The 19907-nt window shown below is 48.5% G+C and carries 16 protein-coding genes; 9 read left to right on the forward strand and 7 right to left on the reverse strand.

The features are described 5' to 3' along the window. Positions 1-109 precede the first annotated feature (109 nt). On the reverse strand, positions 110-1117 hold the full coding sequence (argF, locus tag ABIC79_RS08305) for an ornithine carbamoyltransferase (protein ID WP_354566791.1): 1008 nt from the start codon (positions 1115-1117) through the stop codon (positions 110-112). 168 nt (positions 1118-1285) lie between these two features. Between argF and rraB the strand changes: the two genes are divergently transcribed. After that, positions 1286-1711, forward strand: a complete 426-nt coding sequence (gene rraB, locus ABIC79_RS08310) for a ribonuclease E inhibitor RraB (RefSeq protein ID WP_013577161.1) — start codon at positions 1286-1288, stop codon at positions 1709-1711. Positions 1712-1747: 36 nt separating this feature from the next. On the opposite strand, the gene ABIC79_RS08315 is transcribed toward rraB, so the two are convergent. The 4 genes from ABIC79_RS08315 to ABIC79_RS08330 form a co-directional block, all read right to left on the reverse strand. Next, positions 1748-3181, reverse strand: coding sequence for a 6-phospho-beta-glucosidase (locus ABIC79_RS08315; RefSeq protein WP_013577160.1), 1434 nt, complete (start codon positions 3179-3181; stop codon positions 1748-1750). Between the two features lie 64 nt (positions 3182-3245). Then, positions 3246-4778, reverse strand: a complete 1533-nt coding sequence (locus ABIC79_RS08320; protein ID WP_013577159.1) for a PTS transporter subunit EIIC — start codon at positions 4776-4778, stop codon at positions 3246-3248. Between the two features lie 147 nt (positions 4779-4925). Then, complete coding sequence (locus ABIC79_RS08325; RefSeq protein ID WP_013577158.1) at positions 4926-5666, reverse strand: MurR/RpiR family transcriptional regulator; 741 nt, start codon at positions 5664-5666, stop codon at positions 4926-4928. A gap of 44 nt (positions 5667-5710) precedes the next feature. Further along, positions 5711-6214, reverse strand: coding sequence for a GNAT family N-acetyltransferase (locus ABIC79_RS08330; RefSeq protein WP_013577157.1), 504 nt, complete (start codon positions 6212-6214; stop codon positions 5711-5713). A gap of 260 nt (positions 6215-6474) precedes the next feature. Here ABIC79_RS08330 and ABIC79_RS08335 point away from each other — a divergent pair, with 260 nt between their 5' ends. The 8 genes from ABIC79_RS08335 to ABIC79_RS08370 all read left to right on the forward strand — a co-directional run bounded on the left by ABIC79_RS08335 (position 6475) and on the right by ABIC79_RS08370 (position 16441). After that, positions 6475-7665 (forward strand): YjgN family protein, encoded by a 1191-nt coding sequence (locus ABIC79_RS08335; RefSeq protein WP_013577156.1) that lies wholly within the window; start codon positions 6475-6477, stop codon positions 7663-7665. 3 nt (positions 7666-7668) lie between these two features. Beyond that, positions 7669-8694 (forward strand): M48 family metallopeptidase, encoded by a 1026-nt coding sequence (locus tag ABIC79_RS08340; protein ID WP_013577155.1) that lies wholly within the window; start codon positions 7669-7671, stop codon positions 8692-8694. A gap of 754 nt (positions 8695-9448) precedes the next feature. Continuing rightward, positions 9449-9964 carry a fimbrial protein gene (locus tag ABIC79_RS08345; RefSeq protein ID WP_015690498.1) on the forward strand — a complete coding sequence of 172 codons (516 nt, stop codon included), beginning with the start codon at positions 9449-9451 and terminating at the stop codon, positions 9962-9964. Between the two features lie 54 nt (positions 9965-10018). After that, on the forward strand, positions 10019-10528 hold the full coding sequence (locus tag ABIC79_RS08350; protein ID WP_013577153.1) for a fimbrial protein: 510 nt from the start codon (positions 10019-10021) through the stop codon (positions 10526-10528). Between the two features lie 62 nt (positions 10529-10590). Continuing rightward, entirely contained in the window at positions 10591-11280 is a 690-nt protein-coding gene (locus ABIC79_RS08355) for a fimbrial biogenesis chaperone (protein WP_013577152.1), read from the forward strand. 47 nt (positions 11281-11327) lie between these two features. Further along, on the forward strand, positions 11328-13943 hold the full coding sequence (locus ABIC79_RS08360; protein WP_013577151.1) for a fimbria/pilus outer membrane usher protein: 2616 nt from the start codon (positions 11328-11330) through the stop codon (positions 13941-13943). A 14-nt stretch (positions 13944-13957) separates the two neighbouring features. After that, complete coding sequence (locus tag ABIC79_RS08365) at positions 13958-14914, forward strand: fimbrial protein (protein WP_013577150.1); 957 nt, start codon at positions 13958-13960, stop codon at positions 14912-14914. A 495-nt stretch (positions 14915-15409) separates the two neighbouring features. Continuing rightward, positions 15410-16441, forward strand: a complete 1032-nt coding sequence (locus ABIC79_RS08370; RefSeq protein WP_205569701.1) for a LysR family transcriptional regulator — start codon at positions 15410-15412, stop codon at positions 16439-16441. Positions 16442-16530: 89 nt separating this feature from the next. Here ABIC79_RS08370 and ABIC79_RS08375 read toward each other — a convergent pair whose 3' ends face one another. Next, positions 16531-19386 carry a valine--tRNA ligase gene (locus ABIC79_RS08375; RefSeq protein WP_013577148.1) on the reverse strand — a complete coding sequence of 952 codons (2856 nt, stop codon included), beginning with the start codon at positions 19384-19386 and terminating at the stop codon, positions 16531-16533. Next, positions 19379-19864, reverse strand: coding sequence for a DNA polymerase III subunit chi (locus tag ABIC79_RS08380; protein ID WP_013577147.1), 486 nt, complete (start codon positions 19862-19864; stop codon positions 19379-19381). The genes ABIC79_RS08375 and ABIC79_RS08380 overlap by 8 nt, the downstream gene beginning before the upstream one ends. Positions 19865-19907 lie beyond the last annotated feature (43 nt).

Below are 19907 nucleotides of genomic sequence, written 5' to 3' on the forward strand. Positions count from 1 at the left end.
GGTTAGCTGAAAATGCAGTCTTCTGGCGGGAACGGGCGGGATAAAGTGCAAAACGATGTAAAGATTGCAGCGTGCAGGAAGTGTATCCTTGCTGCACGCCCGGGGGAAATCAGTCGTTACCGAGGGTGGCAACCATCACCGCTTTGATGGTATGCAGACGGTTTTCAGCCTGATCAAATACTACGCTGTGGCTGGATTCAAAGACTTCATCGGTGACTTCCATGCCGCCGTGCAGGCCATACTCTTCCGCCATTTGTTTGCCCAGCGTGGTCTGGTCGTCATGGAAGGCTGGCAGACAGTGCAGGAATTTCACCTGCGGATTGCCGGTCAGCGCCAGCATCGCGCTGTTGACCTGATAAGGGCGTAGCAAATTAATACGCTCTTTCCAGACTTCTTTCGGCTCGCCCATGGAAACCCACACGTCGGTATACAGGAAATCAGCATCTTTCACGCCGGTCGCAATATCTTCGGTCAGGGTAATGCTGCCGCCATTTTCTTTCGCCAGGTGCTCACAGGTGGCGACCAGTTCGGCTTCCGGCCAGCAGGCCGACGGTGCGACAAGGCGCAAATCCAGACCGCATAATGCGGCGGCTTCCAGCAGCGAATTGCCCATATTGTTACGGGTGTCGCCCAGATAGGCCAGACGCATGCCTTTCAGTGGCTGGCCCGGCAGGTGTTCCTGCATGGTCAGCAGGTCAGCCAGCAACTGCGTCGGGTGGAATTCGTTGGTTAAGCCATTCCACACGGGAACACCGGCATATTGCGCCAGAATTTCCACTTTATCCTGACCGTAACCGCGATACTGAATACCGTCGTACATGCGGCCAAGGACGCGGGCGGTATCTTTCATCGATTCTTTGTGGCCGATCTGGCTGCCGCTTGGGCCGAGATAGGTGACTTTCGCCCCCTGATCGTATGCGGCAACTTCGAAAGAGCATCGGGTGCGGGTTGAGTCTTTTTCGAAGATGAGCGCGATGTTTTTGCCTTGCAGGCGGGCTTTTTCGGTGTCGTTTTTCTTAGCCGCTTTTAATTCTGCGGAGAGTTTCAGCAGTGACGAAATCTCTGACGGGGTAAAATCCAGTAACCTGAGAAAATGACGTTTACTCAACAAACTCATGATGTCGCTCCATAGCGCGTAAGCATTTCGGATTGAATTTAAATTCAATTTAACTGGATGAATATGCAAATACAACCCCGCAGCAAAAACTTTGTCGTTTATAGTGGAGACGCGCCCTGCGGTGTGTGAAAATAGCGTACAAACGTCACATTGATTGAGGACAGAGATATGGCAAACCGTGAATTGCTGGAAGAACAACGTGAAGAGACTCGCTTAATCATCGAAGAACTGCTGGATGATGGCAGTGATCCTGACGCGCTTTACACTATCGAACACCACTTATCTTCAGAGAAGTTTGAAGTTCTGGAGAAAGCAGCAGTTGAAGCATTCAAACTGGGTTATGAAGTCACTGACGCTGAAGAACTGGAAGTGGAAGATGGTTCAACCGTGATGTGCTGCGACGTGATCAGTGAAATCGCGCTGAAAGCGGAGTTGATCGACATCCAGGTTGAGCAACTGATGAATCTGGCCGAGGCCAACGGCGTCAACTATGACGGCTGGGGCACTTACTTCGAAGGCGATGACGACGAAGAAGGTGAAGAAGGCGAAGACGACGATTTCGTTGATGAAGATGATGACGGAAAACGTCATTAATCTGAATGCCTCCCCCTTCGCAGGGGGAGGCGTTAATTAAAGCACGTCCCCGTTACTCTCAATCACTTTCTGATACCAGCCGAAACTCTCCTTTTTCGAGCGTGCCATTGTGCCGCTGCCATCATCGTTTTTATCGACGTGAATGAAGCCATAACGTTTGCTGTACTGCCCGGTGGTAAACGACACGCAGTCGATGCAGCCCCACGGCGTATAACCCATCAGATCCACGCCGTCTTCCAGCACGGCTTTTTTCATCTGCGCGATGTGTGCTTTCAGATACGCAATGCGGTAATCATCGTGAATGACGCCGTCATCACCCGCTTTGTCGATCGCACCAAAGCCATTCTCGACAATAAACAGCGGCTTCTGATAACGCTCGTACAAAATATTCAGGGTGTAACGTAGCCCGACGGGATCAATCTGCCAGCCCCAGTCAGACGCTTTCACATGCGGATTCGGCACGCTGCCCGCAAAACCTGACAAGCCATTATCATCACTCGGATTGTGCGCTGAAATCGCGTTGCTCATGTAATAGCTCAGGCCGATGTAATCCGCACAGCCATCGCGAAGTGCCTGTAAATCGCCATCTTCCATTTTGATGTTGAAGCCGCGACGTTCCCACTCTTTCAGCGCATACGCCGGGTAATAACCGCGCATATGGACGTCGCTGAACAGGAAGCGTTCGTGCATTGCTTCAACGGAATACATCACGTCGTCAGGATGACAGGAGAACGGATAGAGCGGCACCATGGCGATCATGCAGCCAATCTGAAAATCAGGGTTGATGTCATGGCCAAGTTTCACCACTTTAGCGCTGGCAACGAACTGGTGATGCAACACCTGATACATCGTTTCTTCCGGATTTTCCTCCTCGGTAAATACCACGCCGGAGCAGCAATAACCGAACAGCGGATATTTCCAGTTACGCTGGTTATTGATCTCGTTGAAGGTCATCCAGTATTTCACTTTGCCTTTGTAACGCTCCATCACCACCTGGCTGAAACGCACAAAGAAATCGACGACCTGACGGTTTTTCCAGCCGCCGTATTCCTTCACCAGATGCCACGGCATTTCGAAGTGGGAGAGGGTGATCACCGGCTCAATATTGTGTTTGAGCAGCTCATCAAACATATCGTCATAAAATTGCAGACCGGCTTCGTTTGGCTGTAATTCGTCACCGTTCGGGAAGATGCGCGTCCAGGCAATCGAGGTGCGGAAGCATTTGAAACCCATTTCGGCGAACAACGCGATGTCTTCTTTGTAGTGCGAGTAGAAATCAACCGCTTCGTGGTTCGGATAGCTGTAGCCGTCAAGCACGCCGTCGGTCATCACCCGGTCAACGCCGTGCGCGCCGCCGGACAGGACGTCGCAAATGCTGATGCCTTTGCCGCCCTGGTTCCAGCCGCCTTCCACCTGATGCGCCGCTACCGCGCCGCCCCACAAGAAATCTTTCGGTAACTGATGGTTCATTTGATTTTCCCTGGATACTTGATGAGGGCAGATTGCTTCTGCCCTGTAGATCGTAATGTCAGATTTAATTCATTTCCGCCTGCGCAGCCCGACGGGTTTCTGCCGGTACTTTTTGGGTCGCGGTAACATCGGGTTCATCTTTGAAACCGACCAGCCAGGTGAACAACGCACCGAGCACAAAGGCGACGCTAATGGACAACAGGAAACCGAGGAACTGTGGCATATGACCTTCTTTGAAGAACACCGGCAGTACGGCAATCCCCGGCAGGCAGTAGCTCCATGAAACTGCATTAAAGGAACCGGCAATCGCACCGCCAATCCCTCCTGCGACACAACTGCACAGGAACGGTTTTTTCAGGCGCAGCGCCACACCATAAATAGCGGGTTCAGTGATACCGAACAGGCCGGTGACGCCCGCAGACAATGAGATCCCTTTCATTTCGCGGCTGCGGGTTTTCAGATACACGCCAAACATGCTGCCGGTCATCGCGAAGACGGCAGAAGCCTGCAGGCCGGTAAAAGTGTCGTAACCCAGCGTCGCGTAGTTGCCGACGGTGACCGGCGTAATGCCCCAGTGAACGCCAAGTGTGACCAGCGGCTGCCAGAATGCGCCCACCACGAAACCTGCAATGGTCGGGCTCAGGTGGTAGAGAGTGTTATAAACGCCGCCAATTGCACCACCAATCAGGTTTCCGACCGGGCCAAACACCAGCAGGGTCATCGGCACCATAATGGCGATACAGAACATAGGCGTGAACAGGTTGCGGATCACCACCGGCAGCACTTTATTGAAGAAGTGCTCGATGTAAGACATTGCCCAGACCATCAGAATGATCGGGATAACGGACGCGGTATAGCTCAGGTATTTCACCGGAATACCGAGGAAATCGAGCGTTGGTGCGGAAACCGGAATACCGACCACGTTCTGCAGGATATTCGCAATATCAGGATTACTGACCGCTTCACGCATCAGTTGCTGCATGGCCGGATCGGCGGAGTTGATCGACGTGATCTTAAAGGCCGTCAGCATATTCATGTAATCGGGGCTGATTAGCGCGCAGGCTGTAATGACTGCGGTGAAAGGATTGACGTTGAATTTTTTCGCGGCGGTGAAAGCAATCATCACCGGCAGGAAGGTAAAGGCCGTCCACGACACAAAATTAAGAATACGGTAGGTACCGCTGCTGGCGTCCATAATGCCGATGGCAGCCAGGAAGGAAATAATCCCCTGCAAAATACCGCAGGCGGCAAGCTGATAAAGGAAAGGCGTAAAGATGCTGGATATCACGTCCATGACGCGGCTGACAATACCCACATTCGGTGCAGAAACCGGTGCATTTTCGTCAATCTGGATCAGTTTCAGCACCTGCTTGTACGCGTCGCTCACGTGATTGCCGATCACTACCTGCATTTGTCCGCCGGCCTCGATAACGGTGATAACGCCTTTCACTCGTTTTAATTCTTCTTTATCGACGGCTTTATTATCTTTCAGAACAAAACGTAAACGTGTGGCGCAATGCGTGATGCTAATCACATTATTATCACCGCCAATATATTTAACAATATCCTGAGCGGTCTGAGCGTAATCAATAGCCATTGTTTATTATTCTCCTGCGGGAATACAGAGGTGAGCTTTTTTGTTTTTTTACTCGTCGGCAGGAGTGTAGCAAAAGAAAAGGTATTGTCACGATATAACAAAAATCAAATCGGGTGATTTGTTACTTATTAAAAACACCCTGTTTTTTCATTGCGCTGAGTCACGTTTTATTAACGGTAATTTCTTGCCGATGGTCTCAATAATATAAAGTACCGGGATCTGCGTGGTAATATTATATTGTCCTTCGAGGACTATTTGCGGCATGTGATAAGAGATGTTGAGGTCTGCAAGCCGCGCCAGTGTTGAGTTCTCGCTGTTAGTGAGGCTGATGATTTTGCAATTATGCTGGCTGAACTGCGTAGCAAAACGCAGTACTTCTTCCGTTTCACCCGAGACAGAAAGAATAATAGCGATAGCGTCTTTATACATATCACTGTTGATCGGGAAATAAGGATCATCAATAAAGGTACTGAATTTTCCGACATTAGAGAAAAAGCGTGCGCTGTATTTTCCTAATGAACCTGATGTCCCGACGCCGACAAATATAATACGCTGCGCATTGGCAATCTGGCGGGCGGCCTTTTCTAATAATTCATCAAAATCACTGTTATTAATACTTTTGAAATAACTGATGATCTCACTGATGCCAAACGACACCGGCGGCTTTTCTTCATGCTCTAAAAACAACTTGAAACGGATACGAAATTCGGAATAACCGTCGCAATCCATTTTCTTGCAGAAGCGCAAAACTGTCGTGGTCGAGACACCTGCGGCATCCGCCAGTTCACGAATGGTCATGTACATGACTTTATCGCCGTTTTTGACGATGTAGTTGTAGACCGTCAGTTCCAGTTCGTTTAACGCTGAAATGGCTTTATGTGTGAACATTCAGATGCCTGTTTGCAAAGCGCGAATAAAGAACGTCAACGGTGTCAGAGGTGTTTTAACATCGTCACTTCACAATCGACATGGCCGGTGTTGCCGAGGGCGCAGTCAATGTGATGGAAACCCAGACGTTCATACAGCGCAATCGCCTGGGTCAGACTGGCGGTGGTTTCCAGATAGCAGCGGGCAAAGCCCTGCTGGCGTGCATGTTCAATGGCCTGTAAGGCCAGTCGTTTTGCCAGCCCCTGACCGCGCAGTGCTGGCATAAAATACATCTTCTGCAATTCACACAGATCGTTATCTGCACCGGATAAGGGTGCGACGCCGCCACCGCCCGCGACCACCCCGTCCAGTTCTACCACCCAGTAGGCACAACGGGGCTGGCTGTAGGTTTCAAACAGGTGATCCAGATTCGGGTCAGCGACGGTATAGCCTTTATCGGCGGTCAGGCCAAATTCGGCAGAAACGTGGCGGATCACGTTAGCGATGGCAGCGTTATCTTCATGGCGTATCGGGCGCACCCGCACGCTGACAGGAAGGGAGGTCGTCATGTTACTCACTCAGTTTCAATAACAGGCAAACAAACAGACCGTTTTAATACCATTTTAGGGCGTGCTGATGCAACGCCGCAGGCGTTTCCCGATGATTTTACTTATCCCAAATGCGAATTTTTTTCATTGGCAGAGGGAATAATTCGTTGCCTGAAAGGTCAGAGACATGATTAAATCTTCATCGTTACACAATGTGCTCTGCCACCTTTCTTTATTTTAAGAAGGGCGGCTTCCCATTCCTTTCAGGACGAAAGATAAAAATGTCAGATAATAATCAATATAACGATAACCTGCATCAGGTACGTTTTCATGGCAAGGGCGGAGAGTATTTCGCAATATGGCTGGTTAATGCATTATTAACCATCATCACTCTGGGGATTTATTCGGCATGGGCGACCGTTCGCCGTCGTCGTTATTTCCTCGGTAATACCGAAATTAATGGCGACCGTTTTGATTACCACGCAAAACCCGTTCAGATATTGAAAGGACGTTTGCTGGTGATTGGCGGCATTATCGTCTTTTATATTCTGGCCGCACTGCTGCCTCAGCTGGCTCTGTTGATTGCGCTGGTTTTCCTCGCGCTATTGCCCTGGGTGATTATCCGCAGCTGGCGTTATAACGCGATCATGACCAGTTACCGTGGTGTGCGTTTTAACTATCACTGCAAAACAGGCCGTGCGTACTGGACAATGTATCTGTGTCCGATTCTGTTAATGCTGGCGCTGTATATTCCGATCACTGCGGTGGTATTAATTGCCGTTCAGATGGCCAGTATCAGCGCGATTCTGATCAGCGTGGTATTAGTGGCGGTGGCATTGGTACCGGGTGTGGCAGCGGTGCAGGGTATTATCAGCGCCATGACACACGATCTGTATGTGAATAATCTCTTTTTCGGCAATACCGCTTTCCGCGCTGATCTGAAAAAAGCCGCATTTATTAAATATAGCCTGCTGGGCATTGTGTTATTCCTGCCTTTCCTGATCATCGCCCTGTGGCTGATGGGTTCCTTCTTCACTACGCTGTTACAGATGGCTTATATGGGGGGCATGTCTGAAGACATGGCGGGCATGATGCTGATGAGCAATTTATTCAGCTTCATTCTGGCCTTCATCATCATGTTTGTCGGCGCGCTGGTGGTGGCGAGCTATCAGGTGGTGGCTGTGCGCAATTACGTCTTTAACCAGACGCAAATCGGTGACCGCGTGAAACTGCGTTCATCCATGAAAACGATGTCTTATCTGGGTCTGCTGTTCACCAATGCGCTGATTGTGGTCTGCTCGCTGGGGCTGGCAACGCCTGTCGCCCATGTCCGTTCCGCCCGCTATATGGCAGCCTGCACGGCGGTGACCGGTGATTTATCCCTGCTGGAAGTTCAGGCGCATGCTGACACCGCCAACACGGCAGTGGCAGAAGAAGTGACTCAGGCGTTCGACCTTGGCGTCGGAATGTAATGCATGATCATTGAAGGCTTTTATCAGCCTCCTGGACGGGCAGCTCGCAAGGCTGCCCGCCTTTTTTTGGGCGGCGACCCGTGTCTGACGCTGGAAGCTGAAAACCTGAACCCGACTTTTTCTCTCAGCGAGATCGAGGTTTCTGATGCGCTGGGCACGATCCCGCTGTTTCTCACTTTTCCCGATGGTGGCCGTTTTGTGCCTGCCGATGACGGTGCATTTCGTCACTGGTTACGGCAGCATCGCCGGCCCGGCTGGGTATACCGCATGGAAAGCCATAAGCGCGGGGTGCTCCTCACCTTACTGGCGACCTGCCTGCTGATTTTCTTTTATATCTACGGTTTATTGCCGTGGGCCAGCAATGTGATTGCGCAGCGAATTCCCACCACTGTTGAGCAAAACCTCGGGCGTCATACGCTGACACTGCTCAGCGCCAGTGATTTCCGGGATTCGGCGTTGCCTGCCGATAAACAGAAAGCACTTCAGCAGCTTTTCCAGCAGGTGATCCCGCCGTCATTACGCACCGACCGTACGCCGGTCCGGCTGAAGCTGATGAATATTCCCGATGTGGCTAACGCTTTCATGCTGACGGACGGCACGCTGATCCTCAGCGATAAACTGGTGGCGCTTAGCCCGGGTGATGACGCGCTGGCAGGGGTAATGCTGCATGAGATGGGACATCACGCTTACCGGCATCCCATGCGCATGCTGGTGCGTTCCTCGCTGGTGTCCCTCACGCTGTTATGGATGACCGGCGATGTCAGCGGCATTGGCGATACCTTATTACAAACGGCATCGCTGGCGAATGAACTGCAATTTTCCCGCGGTATGGAGCGTGAAGCGGATAACTGGGCGATAGCAGAAATGAAGCGGGAAGGGCGCTCGCTTGAGCAAATGGCGGAAATATACAGCAGGGTATCCGCAGAATCGCAGAAGGAGAAAGCGGACGGCGTGTTACCTGACTGGCTCAGCACACATCCTGCGATGCAGTCACGTATCGGGCATATCAGGGATGCGGCAAAGGAGTAGTGATGATCTAAAACCTCTGACGGGTCCGCGAAAGAACCCGTCAGAACGTGAAGTCTTACTCGTAGGTCACCGTAAAATTCGCGACTGCATTCGCCGATAGCATTAAGTATCTTCAACTCAACGACTTCAGATGAAAAAGCAAAGTCGGGCGAAGATAACAATTTGGAAAAACTGATCAGGTCGTTAATAAGACTTGCGGGTATCAGCGTTACTTCCAGAACTGTGCTTTTGTTTTTATTATCTTTTTATCCTATTTTCTATTTCCTCTGATGATTTTTATAATTATTATTATTTATAATAAACATTTATTTCCGGTTTTGATTGGCCAGCTTTAATAACATATTGTTTTTTAGGCACTCCGCTAATTTTTTTACTGTCATGCCCGTTGATACTTTTTCGTCGGATTGCCTCCCGCGCTGTTATGAAATATCCCATTATATTTCAACTGGATAATGCGAGGTACTGGTATTGTTTAGTCTGTACATTTAATGTGGTGTATGTTCTAAAGTTATTTAATTACTAGTATTTTTGTTTGCGAATATATAGGTTTTTGCATGTAATTCAAGGTTAAAACATTGTTCGTTAACTTTACTAAAATATTAATTAAGGAGATCGGCTGTATTGTTATCCCTGTGATGCACTATTATCTGCCCCAGAAGTAAGGGCGCGTAATTATTTTACAGAACTTACTGCTTTATTAAATCGGACAGTACTGTCTATGAAATGTAAACTCAAAAAGCAAAGGGATATGTTGATGAAAATGAATACCTATTTTAAAGTGGGTCTGTTAGCTGCAGGCCTGGCTGCTGCAAGTGTTCATGCGGCAGATGAGTCTGGTAGCCTGAAATTCAAAGGTGAAATTATTGCCGGTGCATGTACGGTTGATGGTGAACTTGCACCGATCGCATTTGGTGATGTTTCAGGCAGTGCAATTGTTGATGGCTCCGTTGCAAAACAAGACATCACGATTAACCTGACCGGTTGCCCGGCCGTAGCGAATGTGAAGTTGACCACCAACGGTGATAAAGACGTCACCAACAATAAATTACTGAAATTATCTGATTCTTCTTTAGCAACGGGCTTTGGTATTGGTCTGTATAACGAAGATGGCAGCGAATTGGCAGTTCAGACAGAATCGAACCCAGTGGCTGTAAATCCAGAACTGGGTACCGCAGTAATTAACCTGAAAGCAGCTCCGGTTAAAGTGGGCGAATCTGTAACTGGTGGCGCATTTGATGCAACGACCAGTTTCACTCTGTCTTACAATTAATAAAATAAGTGAATTTTTAATTCGCTGATATTTGAATATATAAAGGATTATCTCATGAAAATGAAAATGGTTTCAGCAGCTGTATTTGTATTTGCTGCACTGAGTTCTCAGGCTGCATTCGCTATTGATGGTACACTTAATTTTACCGGTACCGTTAAATCTACTGCTTGTTCTCTGGAGTCAAAAGATTTGACTGTAACTATTGAGAAAGTAGCAGCATCTACCCTTAATGCATTAGCTGTTGGTGAAACTACTCCGGGTGCATCAGAGCCATTTAGTCTGGTATTGCGTGGTTGCCCTGCATCCGTGACGAGCGCAAACGTGAAGTTTAAAGGCAACTCAAGTACCTCTAACCAGTTTACTGATGCAACTCCTAGTGCTGTAGGTACTATCATCAAAGCAGCCGATGGTACTCTTCAGGTTCCAAATACTGATATGCCGGCTGCCCTGGTTGAAGGGGATAACACCCTTAACTATGTTGCTGCTCTGACTCGTACCAAGACTAGTAATGTTGGCACCGGCTCCTGGACTCTTAATCTTCCGTTCGAAATTACTTATCAATAATTTTGAATCTTAATAAATATACGGAATAAGGTGACTTATTCCGTTTTTTTTCGAGGTATTGTATGAAACGTGCAGCCATTTTTATATGTGGCCTGTTAGGGTTATGTTTTATTTTTCAGGCTACCGCTGGTGTAACAGTGGGTGCTACGCGAGTTGTTTTCTCCAGTGATATGAAAGAAACATCGCTTTCTGTTAATAATACAGGCATCGACTCAGTTTTTTTGGTCCGCTCCTGGGTCAGCAATTTTGAGGATGAAAGTAAAGCAAGCATACCCTTTATCGCTACCCCGCCACTTTTCAGAATTGAAAAGAACCAAAATAGCATTATTCGTATTGCGCTGAAATCTGCCGCTGGTTTGCCACAAGATCGGGAATCAATTTACTGGATGAATGTTCTGGTGATACCACCATCACAAAAGAAAAGTGATGAAGGCGGTAGCTTACAGTTCTCAGTGAATAACCGATTGAAATTGATTTATCGTCCTGCCGCGTTAAACAATCAAGATTTAAAAGATATATATTCAAAGGTTAAATTCAGCCGCTCGGGCGAAGGTCTAACTGTGACTAACCCTACGCCATATTACGTCTCATTCGGTAAAATTACTGTAAACAACTCACCAGTAACTGAAAGTGTTATGGTTCCGCCTTTGGCAAGTACGAAAATAAAAAAAGCGCCTATGGGTAATGACGTCTCCTGGACGGTTATTGATGATTACGGCGGAATCTCAAAACTAAGTCATGCCAAAATTTAAATTTGAAAAATAAGATCGCTCAACACCATTTTTAATAAGGAAGAATAATGCAGGACGAAAAAGGATTTTCTGCAAGGAAAAAACAACACTCTTTTTTTTTCGGGACTGTTAATCATTGCGGAGTACAGCAGATATTCAAACTAAAAAGTCTGCCCTTATTAATTTTATTGGCATTTAATTATAATTCTTTTGCAGCAGAAGAATTTAGTGCGGAAATGCTCAAAGCTGTCGGCAACGGCGGTAACATGGATGGCGTCGATCTTAATTATTTTGCCAATGAAGGTGGGCAAGCACCTGGCACTTATTCTGTGGATGTCTTCCTGAATAATGAGTTAATTGAAAGACGCTCTGTTATCTTCGTTGATGTTCCTGATTCACCGGGGAAGATTTTCGGTAAAGTGACGCCTGCGCAACTCTATGAGTATGGTGTAAAAGACGACGTTTTCCCGGCATTAAAAACGCAATCTCCAGGTCAGACGCTGGAAAAACCGCTGGTAACCTATATACCAGACGCCACAGAAAAACTCGATCTGGCAGGGGGGAAGTATTACATTACTGTCCCTCAAATCGGCGTTCGGCCACATATCCGAAATGCTGTAGATCCCTCTCTTTGGGATGACGGTATCCCTGCGTTAATGGTGAACTATAACTATTCCGGCTCCGATACTGACGATGAGATCAGCGGTGACTCGCAATCTAACTATTTGAACCTGCGTAGCGGAATTAACCTTGGTGCATGGCGTTTACGTAATTATTCAACCTATGCTGATAATACCAATGATGATGGCGATAAAACGCAATCATGGGATTCAATTCAAACCTACTTGCAACGCGATGTGCGTTTCCTGCAGGGCGGGCAACTGACGCTCGGTGAATACTCCTCGCCGGGTGAAGTTTTCGACAGTGTCCAGTTCACTGGTGCGCAATTATCTTCTGATGACAATATGCTGCCGGACCGTTTACGCCAGTATGCGCCGATAATTCGCGGTATCGCGCGCAGTAACGCTCAGGTGACTATCGAGCAGGATGGCTACACCATCTATCAAACGAACGTGGCACCTGGACCGTTTTCGATTACTGACCTCTATCCCTCCAGTAACGGTGGGGATATGAAAGTAACAATCAAAGAGGCCGATGGGTCGACAACGCAATACACTCAGGCCACCAGTTCAGTGCCAATCCTGCAACGTGAAGGGCGTCTGAAATACAGCGCCACGGCAGGTCGCTATCGTTCTGGCGTGGAAGATGTAGAAGAGCCTTATTTTGGCCAGTTGACCGCAATTTATGGTCTTTCGTCAAACATCACCGCCTATGGTGGCACACAGTTTGCCGATAATTATAAGGCCGCATCGGCGGGCCTGGGTATGGATATGGGCCGAATTGGTGCGTTGTCTTTAGACGTCACCCATGCAGTCAGTACCCTTGAGGGTATCGGTGATAAGACCGGGCAATCCTACCGCCTCATGTATGCGAAAAATATCGATCAAACCGATACCAACTTGCAACTTGCTGGTTATCGTTATTCCACCAAAGGATATTATTCCTTTGACGATGTGCAGAAATTTAGCGCAGAAACGGAAGACGGGCTGGACGAGTTTAATCGTACCCATAATGCTCGCAGTAAAATTCAGGCCAGCATTAATCAGAATATCGCCGACCTTGCTACGATTTATTTTAGCGCCAGTGAACAAGATTATTGGGGAGGCGATGGCAAAGAACTGTCATTACAAACCGGATTAACCAGCTCATTTAAAGGTATGACTTACGGCCTGAATTATAGTTATACCAAAAACCCGGGTATTGATGAATCCGATCAGGTTCTGGCATTTAATATGTCTATTCCGTTCAGCGCATTCATGAATTCATCTCAGGCCTGGGCAAGTTATAATATGACTTCGCGTAAAGATGGTTCAACAACACAGCAAGCGGGTGTTAATGGAACATTACTTGAAAATAATAACCTTAGTTATAGCGTTCAACAAGGTTATGAAAATAAAGGCGGCGGTGCCTCAGGGTCTTCCTCATTAGATTATAAAGGTTCATCCGGTGAAGCGCTGGTGGGGTATAGCTATACCGATCAAAATAAACAAATGACCTATGGCCTGTCAGGTGGCGTATTAGTACATGAAAATGGTGTAACGCTTTCTCAATATATGGGCGACAGTGTGACGCTTGTTAAAGCACCTGGGGCATCTGATGTTTACATTGAAAACAGTACGGGTGTGAGTACCGACTGGCGTGGTTATGCTGTCGTACCTTACGCTCAGCCGTACAAGAAAAATGAAGTGAGGCTAAGAACCGAAAGTATGGGTTCGAAACTGGATATTGCAGAACCTTCATTAACCGTTATACCGACCAAGGGCGCAGTCGTATTGGCGAAATATAATGCCAAAGTAGGCGATCGTGCGTTAATTACGATGACTTACGCAGGTGCACCATTGCCGTTCGGTACTGTAGTTTCTGTCATGGACAGCGAAACAGACAATACAGGCATTGTTGGTGAGAACGGCGAGGTCTATCTGACCGGGCTGGCAGCACAAGGGCGCTTGTTGGCGAAATGGGGTAATGGCACAGAGAAGCAATGCTATGCCAGTTATCAACTCGCGAGCACCCCGGAAACTGCTGAAGATTTGATCAAGCAAGCCTCTGCACAATGCAAATAATGATGAGAAAGATAATGAACAGACAGAATATTCCTTTATTGAAATCGATATGTAATCTGGGGTTATTCATTGCCATTGCTTTGACCTGTTTTGCCGCAAGCGCGGGGTGTCAGAATGTGCAATCTGAAAATAGGTTCAGTACGAGTGTAGGCACTTTGCCAATAACTCGTGAAACACCCATAGGCAGTGTTTTCTATACCAATGCCAATCCGGCAGGGGGGAAGAAATTTGCCGATTCTTGCACTGGTACCTACTTCTATACTATTAAAACGCAAGCCACACGTACGCCTATGGGAAATAATATTTTCGGAAGCGGGACCGGTGAAGGTAGTGCCGAAGGAATCGGTTTCAGAGTTAAAATAGACGGAGAGGTGGTCAACAATGATTCAACCGTTCTCAGAACGAGCGCGGTTTCACCTCTCATGTCACCTCAGGTCAATATTGAATTTCTGAAAACCGGCACGGTTACGCCGGGTTGGATAATTGGCGTTTTGTTTAGCGTGTATTTACATGATGATAGTGGCAACCAATACAAAGTAGGGTCATACAATTTTTTTGCGACAATTAGTGAAATTGGCTGTGATTTTATCGATTCCTCATCCATCTCGGTTCCTATGCCGCCGGTGAGTAATCAGGACTTTGATGGTATCGGCAGTGAATCGAGTAAAACGGCTAATGCAAATATCCGTCTTACCTGCGGTGCCAATACACCGGTCTATTTCCGCGTATTCAATAATGAAGGTCGCAATAATATCATTCCTGTTTCTTCAGATAGTGAAGCAAAAGGACTTGGGATCCGTCTGGCAATGAATGGTCAGGATCTGGATTTTAATACTTCTTATAATATTGTTAACACAACCCAGGAAATGGATGTCACTATTCCGTTGCAGGCACGTTATGTACAAACTGACGAGCAGATCACGGGGGGCGAACTGAAAGCCACTGCAGCATTTGTTATCCAGTATAATTAATTGCGGTAAACAACGAAGCCCCTGGTGAAAACTGGGGGCTTCGTTGTTTCTTTTTCAATGTGAAGATTCGTACACACCACCACCCGCCCCAAATGGCAGATGAGTAAATCACACTCGTCCCGATAACACGCCTTATTTTTCCATTTATCGGGATGGACAGGAGACGAGTCGTATTGGCGAAAACGACAATGCTTAAAATGAGGTTCAATCCGTGTTATTTGCTGAATATATTTTTCAGAAAAGTTAATTATGGTTATATCTTTTTGAATCATAGAAAATTTATAAGAAAAAAATATATTTTATAAAAAAAAAGTGGATTTTACTTTAACTTTGTTAAAGGTATAGTTAAGTAAGGTTTAACTAAAACTGTCTTGCAGCCTGCTATTTACTTTATATACCGTGGTGTTAATGAAAGGCATTATTTGTTTTTTTAGACAAAAACCTTATTTTTACAGAGTGATACATGAAATTTAATTGCTGGTAAGGAGACCAAAATTGAGTATCTTGACTATGATTGATGTTGAGAATACGAACTCTCGTATTTCACCAGAGGTCAGGGGACTGGACAGGATGAAAGAGAACACACTCACCGATCGTTTTAAAATGGTGAAAAATTTTGATCTCAATTTATTGACTACGTTTGAGGCTGTTTTTATTCATCGTAGCGGAACCAAAGCCGCAGATGCCCTTGGCATCACGCCTTCTGCTGTCAGTCAGGCACTGGGGCGCTTACGTGTTCATTATAATGATGCATTGTTCATCAGGGATGGTAAGGCACTGGCACCGACCACCGTTGCGATCGGGATACACGAAGGCCTGGCGGAGGCTTACGACAATTTAGTGGCGAAATTGCAGAATATCTCGTTTGATTCTCTGCCGACCCGACTTGTTGTTCACTGCTCACCTTACATTTCAATGTTTACGATAAACGTGATGCGCAAGGTACTGGATGAAATTGCACCCGACTGTGAAATAGTGCACAGCACGAGCGGCAATTCGATTGCTGAAACTGAAGATGCTCTGATTTTCCGTAAGGCTGACATCATTTTTGACGTTCATCCGCACGTTAGCCATTCCCGGGTTAGCCAGCATATTTCCAGCGAAGTGCCGGTGATGATTTGCCGCCGATCGCATCCTCGCCTTAGAGGGAGCCTGTCAAGGGAGCAGGCTGCGCAAGAGAGCCATATTTTCGTTGATTCCGAGAGTACTAGTCTTTTATCTAACAGGTTGGATGTTAATACTTTGCTGCAAGTTGACAGGAAATGTCGGTTTATCAGCCCTTCATTTCTCTCCATTATCTCGATGGTAGAAACATCCGACATGCTGGCTTTTATCACAGAACGTTTCTATGAAAAAATGAAAAATGCTTTTGATATCCAGAAGTTGTCGACGGATATGACGTTGCCTTCTCAACCGGTCTATATGGTTTACAATAAAGCAGCACTTAATAACCAGTTTTTCTCAACGCTGGTGAGAAAAATGACAGATACTTTTTTGCAGGAATTTCAGAATAATTCCCCGCGTTAATCAGGGTGTAGCAGGAATAAAAAATGCCAGTCAGGTTTCCCTGACTGGCATCTGTTTTTATAGATTTTAACATTTACATCTGGCTGAGATTACAGCGCAGCAATCGTGGCTTTCTGTTCCGCCAGTTTCACTTTCGCTTCACCACAGGCCGTCAGACGTTCGCGCTCTTTGGCGACAACCGCTTCCGGCGCACGCGCCACAAAACCTTCGTTAGACAGCTTGCCTTCGATGGAAGCAATCTCGCCGTCCAGTTTCGCCATCTCTTTGTCCAGACGTGCCAGCTCGGCATCTTTATCAATCAGACCGGCCATTGGGATCAGCAGTTCCGCACCTTCCACCAGCTTAGTAACAGAGACCGGGCCTTTGTCGCCAGCAGGCAGAATGGTAATGGACTCCAGACGCGCCAGAGACTGAATAAAGCTCAGGTTCTGTTCCACACGACGTTGTGCATCCGCACTCGCGCCACGCAGCAGCAGTTCCAGCGGCTTAGCCGGAGACAGGTTCATCTCGGCACGCACGTTACGGATAGCGATGATCGCCTGCTTGATCCACTCGAGATCGGCCAGCGCCAGTTCGTCCGCTTTTGCTGCATCAAACTCAGGGAAAGGCTGCAGCATAATGGTTTCTGCTGTGATGCCTTTCAGCGATTTCACGCGCTGCCAGATGGTTTCGGTGATGAACGGAATAATCGGGTGCGCAAGACGCAGCAGACCTTCCAGCACTTCCACCAGCGTATGACGGGTGCCACGCAGTTGCGCTTCGTTGCCACCGTTCATGACCGGTTTGGTCAGCTCAAGATACCAGTCGCAGAACTGGTTCCAGGTGAATTCATACAGAATGCTGGCAGCCAGATCGAAGCGGTAGTTATCCATCGCTTCACGGTAAGATTTCACCGTGCGGTTATATTCCGCCAGGATCCAGCGGTCAGCCAGTGACAGCTCAAGTTCGCCGCCGTTCAGGCCACAATCCTGATCTTCGGTGTTCATCAGCACGAAGCGGCTGGCGTTCCACAGCTTGTTACAGAAGTTGCGGTAGCCTTCAAGACGCTTCATATCCCAGTTGATGTCACGGCCGGTAGACGCCAGTGCCGCCAGCGTGAAGCGCAGGGCATCAGTACCGTGCGGTTCGATGCCGTTCGGGAATTGCTTCTCGGTGCGCTTGCGGATTTTCTCTGCCAGTTGTGGCTGCATCATGTTGCCGGTACGTTTTTCCAGCAGATCTTCCAGCGAGATACCGTCAATCATATCCAGCGGATCGATAACGTTACCTTTGGACTTGGACATTTTCTGCCCTTCGTCGTCACGGATCAGGCCGGTCATATACACGGTGTGGAACGGAACCTGTGGCTTACCGTTTTCGTCTTTCACGAAATGCATGGTCATCATGATCATGCGCGCGATCCAGAAGAAGATGATATCGAAGCCGCTGACGACCACGCTTGAAGGGTGGAAAGCTTTCAGGTCAGGCGTCTGTTCTGGCCAGCCCAGTGTGGAGAAGGTCCACAGACCGGAAGAGAACCAGGTGTCGAGCACGTCTTCGTCCTGAGTCAGCACGACGTCTGCGCCCAGGTTGTTCTCGCTGCGCACTTCCGCTTCGTCACGACCAACAAACACGTTGCCTTCGGCGTCATACCACGCCGGAATGCGATGTCCCCACCAAAGCTGACGGGAAATACACCAGTCCTGAATGTCACGCATCCAGCTGAAGTACATGTTTTCGTATTGCTTCGGCACGAACTGAATGTCGCCTTGCTCAACGGCTTCCACCGCAACTTTCGCCAGCGGTGCAGTGCGCACGTACCACTGGTCAGTCAGCATTGGTTCGATAACTACGCCGCCACGGTCACCGTAAGGTACGGTCAGATCGTGAGGTTTGATTTCTTCCAGCAAACCGGCTTCGTCGAAGGCGGCGACCACGGCTTTACGTGCGGCAAAACGCTCAAGGCCACGGAACTGCTCAGGGATATCGTTGGCGCATGCATCGCTTTCTTCGCCGTTAGTATCGAAGATTTCAGCGGTCTGGCGGATGTCACCATCGAAAGTCAGGATATTGATCATCGGCAGGCCGTGACGTTTACCGACTTCATAGTCGTTAAAGTCATGCGCCGGGGTGATCTTCACGCAACCCGTACCTTTTTGCATATCGGCGTGTTCATCGGCAACAATCGGAATACGACGGCCTACCAGCGGGAGAATGATCTCTTTGCCGATCAGATCGCGGTAACGCGGATCTTCCGGGTTAACGGCAACGCCGGTATCACCGAGCACGGTTTCCGGACGCGTGGTGGCGACCACCAGGTAATCTTTGCCTTCAGCGGTTTTCGCGCCGTCAGCCAGCGGATAACGCAGGTGCCACATGGAACCTTTGGATTCGCGGTTTTCCACTTCAAGATCTGAAATCGCGGTACGCAGTTTCGGATCCCAGTTCACCAGACGTTTTCCGCGGTAAATCAGGTCTTCTTTGTACAGACGAACGAACACTTCGCGCACGGCGTCAGACAGGCCTTCGTCCATCGTGAAGCGTTCACGCTCCCAGTCCACGGAATCACCCAGGCGGCGCATCTGGCGGGTAATGGTGCCGCCGGATTCTGCTTTCCAGTCCCAGATTTTGTTGATAAACGCTTCACGGCCGTAATCGTGACGGGTTTTGCCTTCTTCAGCGGCGATTTTACGTTCAACCACCATCTGCGTTGCGATACCCGCATGGTCAGTCCCCGCCTGCCACAGAGTATTTTTCCCCTGCATGCGCTGATAGCGGATCATGGCGTCCATGATGGTTTGCTGGAAAGCATGACCCATGTGCAAGCTGCCGGTGACGTTCGGCGGCGGGATCATGATGGCAAAGCTTTCTTTACTGGTGTCACCATGTGGCTTGAAATAGCCCTGTTGTTCCCAGTGCTCGTAAAGCGGCTGCTCGATGTCTTGCGGGTTATATGTCTTATCCATTTCGCTTCGTATTTTCGTCGGTCAATGTGGTGACTGAGGGCGGCGTGGCCGTCGTCAAAGAGAAACCCACGCTGCGATAGGCTTTGTAGCGTTCGCGCGCAAGTTGTTTAAGGGAATCTTCGTAAGGAACGAAGTCTACCACTTCATGGAAAGCAGTAGCAAAATCTGCAAACTCAGGCAGCAGGCTGATGAGCAAGTCGCGTGGCGCATTGCCGCGTTTTCCCGGCCAGCATAATTCTACCGGCGCGCCAAAACGCGGGCCTTCACCGGCCAGATTATGGGGCACAAAGTGGTTCGGCTCGCGTTGCCAGAGCGCTTCATCCAGGCGCTCAGCTTGTTTCTGATCTTCACAGGCCAGCAGAACACGTTTGCCCATCCGGTAACGTTCAGCGGCGACCAGACAGGCCAGTGCTTCGTGCGAGCTGAGCTCGCCACTGGCGTCCGGCGCATCGAGAAGAAAGAAGGTTGCCTGTTTCATGATGAGTTCACTGTGCTGCTGAGAAAAAACAGGGGCGCAACTG

Source organism: Rahnella sp. 2050 (genome assembly GCF_040544515.1).
Lineage (GTDB): Bacteria > Pseudomonadota > Gammaproteobacteria > Enterobacterales > Enterobacteriaceae > Rahnella > Rahnella aceris.

Coding starts and splice junctions, on each gene's coding strand:
- ABIC79_RS08375 (WP_013577148.1), bottom strand. CDS start 19,386: ATGGATAAGACATATAACCCGCAAGACATCGAGCAGCCGCTTTACGAG.
- ABIC79_RS08335 (WP_013577156.1), top strand. CDS start 6,475: ATGTCAGATAATAATCAATATAACGATAACCTGCATCAGGTACGTTTT.
- ABIC79_RS08380 (WP_013577147.1), bottom strand. CDS start 19,864: ATGAAACAGGCAACCTTCTTTCTTCTCGATGCGCCGGACGCCAGTGGC.
- ABIC79_RS08350 (WP_013577153.1), top strand. CDS start 10,019: ATGAAAATGAAAATGGTTTCAGCAGCTGTATTTGTATTTGCTGCACTG.
- ABIC79_RS08315 (WP_013577160.1), bottom strand. CDS start 3,181: ATGAACCATCAGTTACCGAAAGATTTCTTGTGGGGCGGCGCGGTAGCG.
- ABIC79_RS08325 (WP_013577158.1), bottom strand. CDS start 5,666: ATGTTCACACATAAAGCCATTTCAGCGTTAAACGAACTGGAACTGACG.
- rraB (WP_013577161.1), top strand. CDS start 1,286: ATGGCAAACCGTGAATTGCTGGAAGAACAACGTGAAGAGACTCGCTTA.
- ABIC79_RS08320 (WP_013577159.1), bottom strand. CDS start 4,778: ATGGCTATTGATTACGCTCAGACCGCTCAGGATATTGTTAAATATATT.
- ABIC79_RS08345 (WP_015690498.1), top strand. CDS start 9,449: ATGAAAATGAATACCTATTTTAAAGTGGGTCTGTTAGCTGCAGGCCTG.
- ABIC79_RS08330 (WP_013577157.1), bottom strand. CDS start 6,214: ATGACGACCTCCCTTCCTGTCAGCGTGCGGGTGCGCCCGATACGCCAT.
- ABIC79_RS08355 (WP_013577152.1), top strand. CDS start 10,591: ATGAAACGTGCAGCCATTTTTATATGTGGCCTGTTAGGGTTATGTTTT.
- ABIC79_RS08360 (WP_013577151.1), top strand. CDS start 11,328: ATGCAGGACGAAAAAGGATTTTCTGCAAGGAAAAAACAACACTCTTTT.
- ABIC79_RS08365 (WP_013577150.1), top strand. CDS start 13,958: ATGAACAGACAGAATATTCCTTTATTGAAATCGATATGTAATCTGGGG.
- ABIC79_RS08340 (WP_013577155.1), top strand. CDS start 7,669: ATGATCATTGAAGGCTTTTATCAGCCTCCTGGACGGGCAGCTCGCAAG.
- argF (WP_354566791.1), bottom strand. CDS start 1,117: ATGAGTTTGTTGAGTAAACGTCATTTTCTCAGGTTACTGGATTTTACC.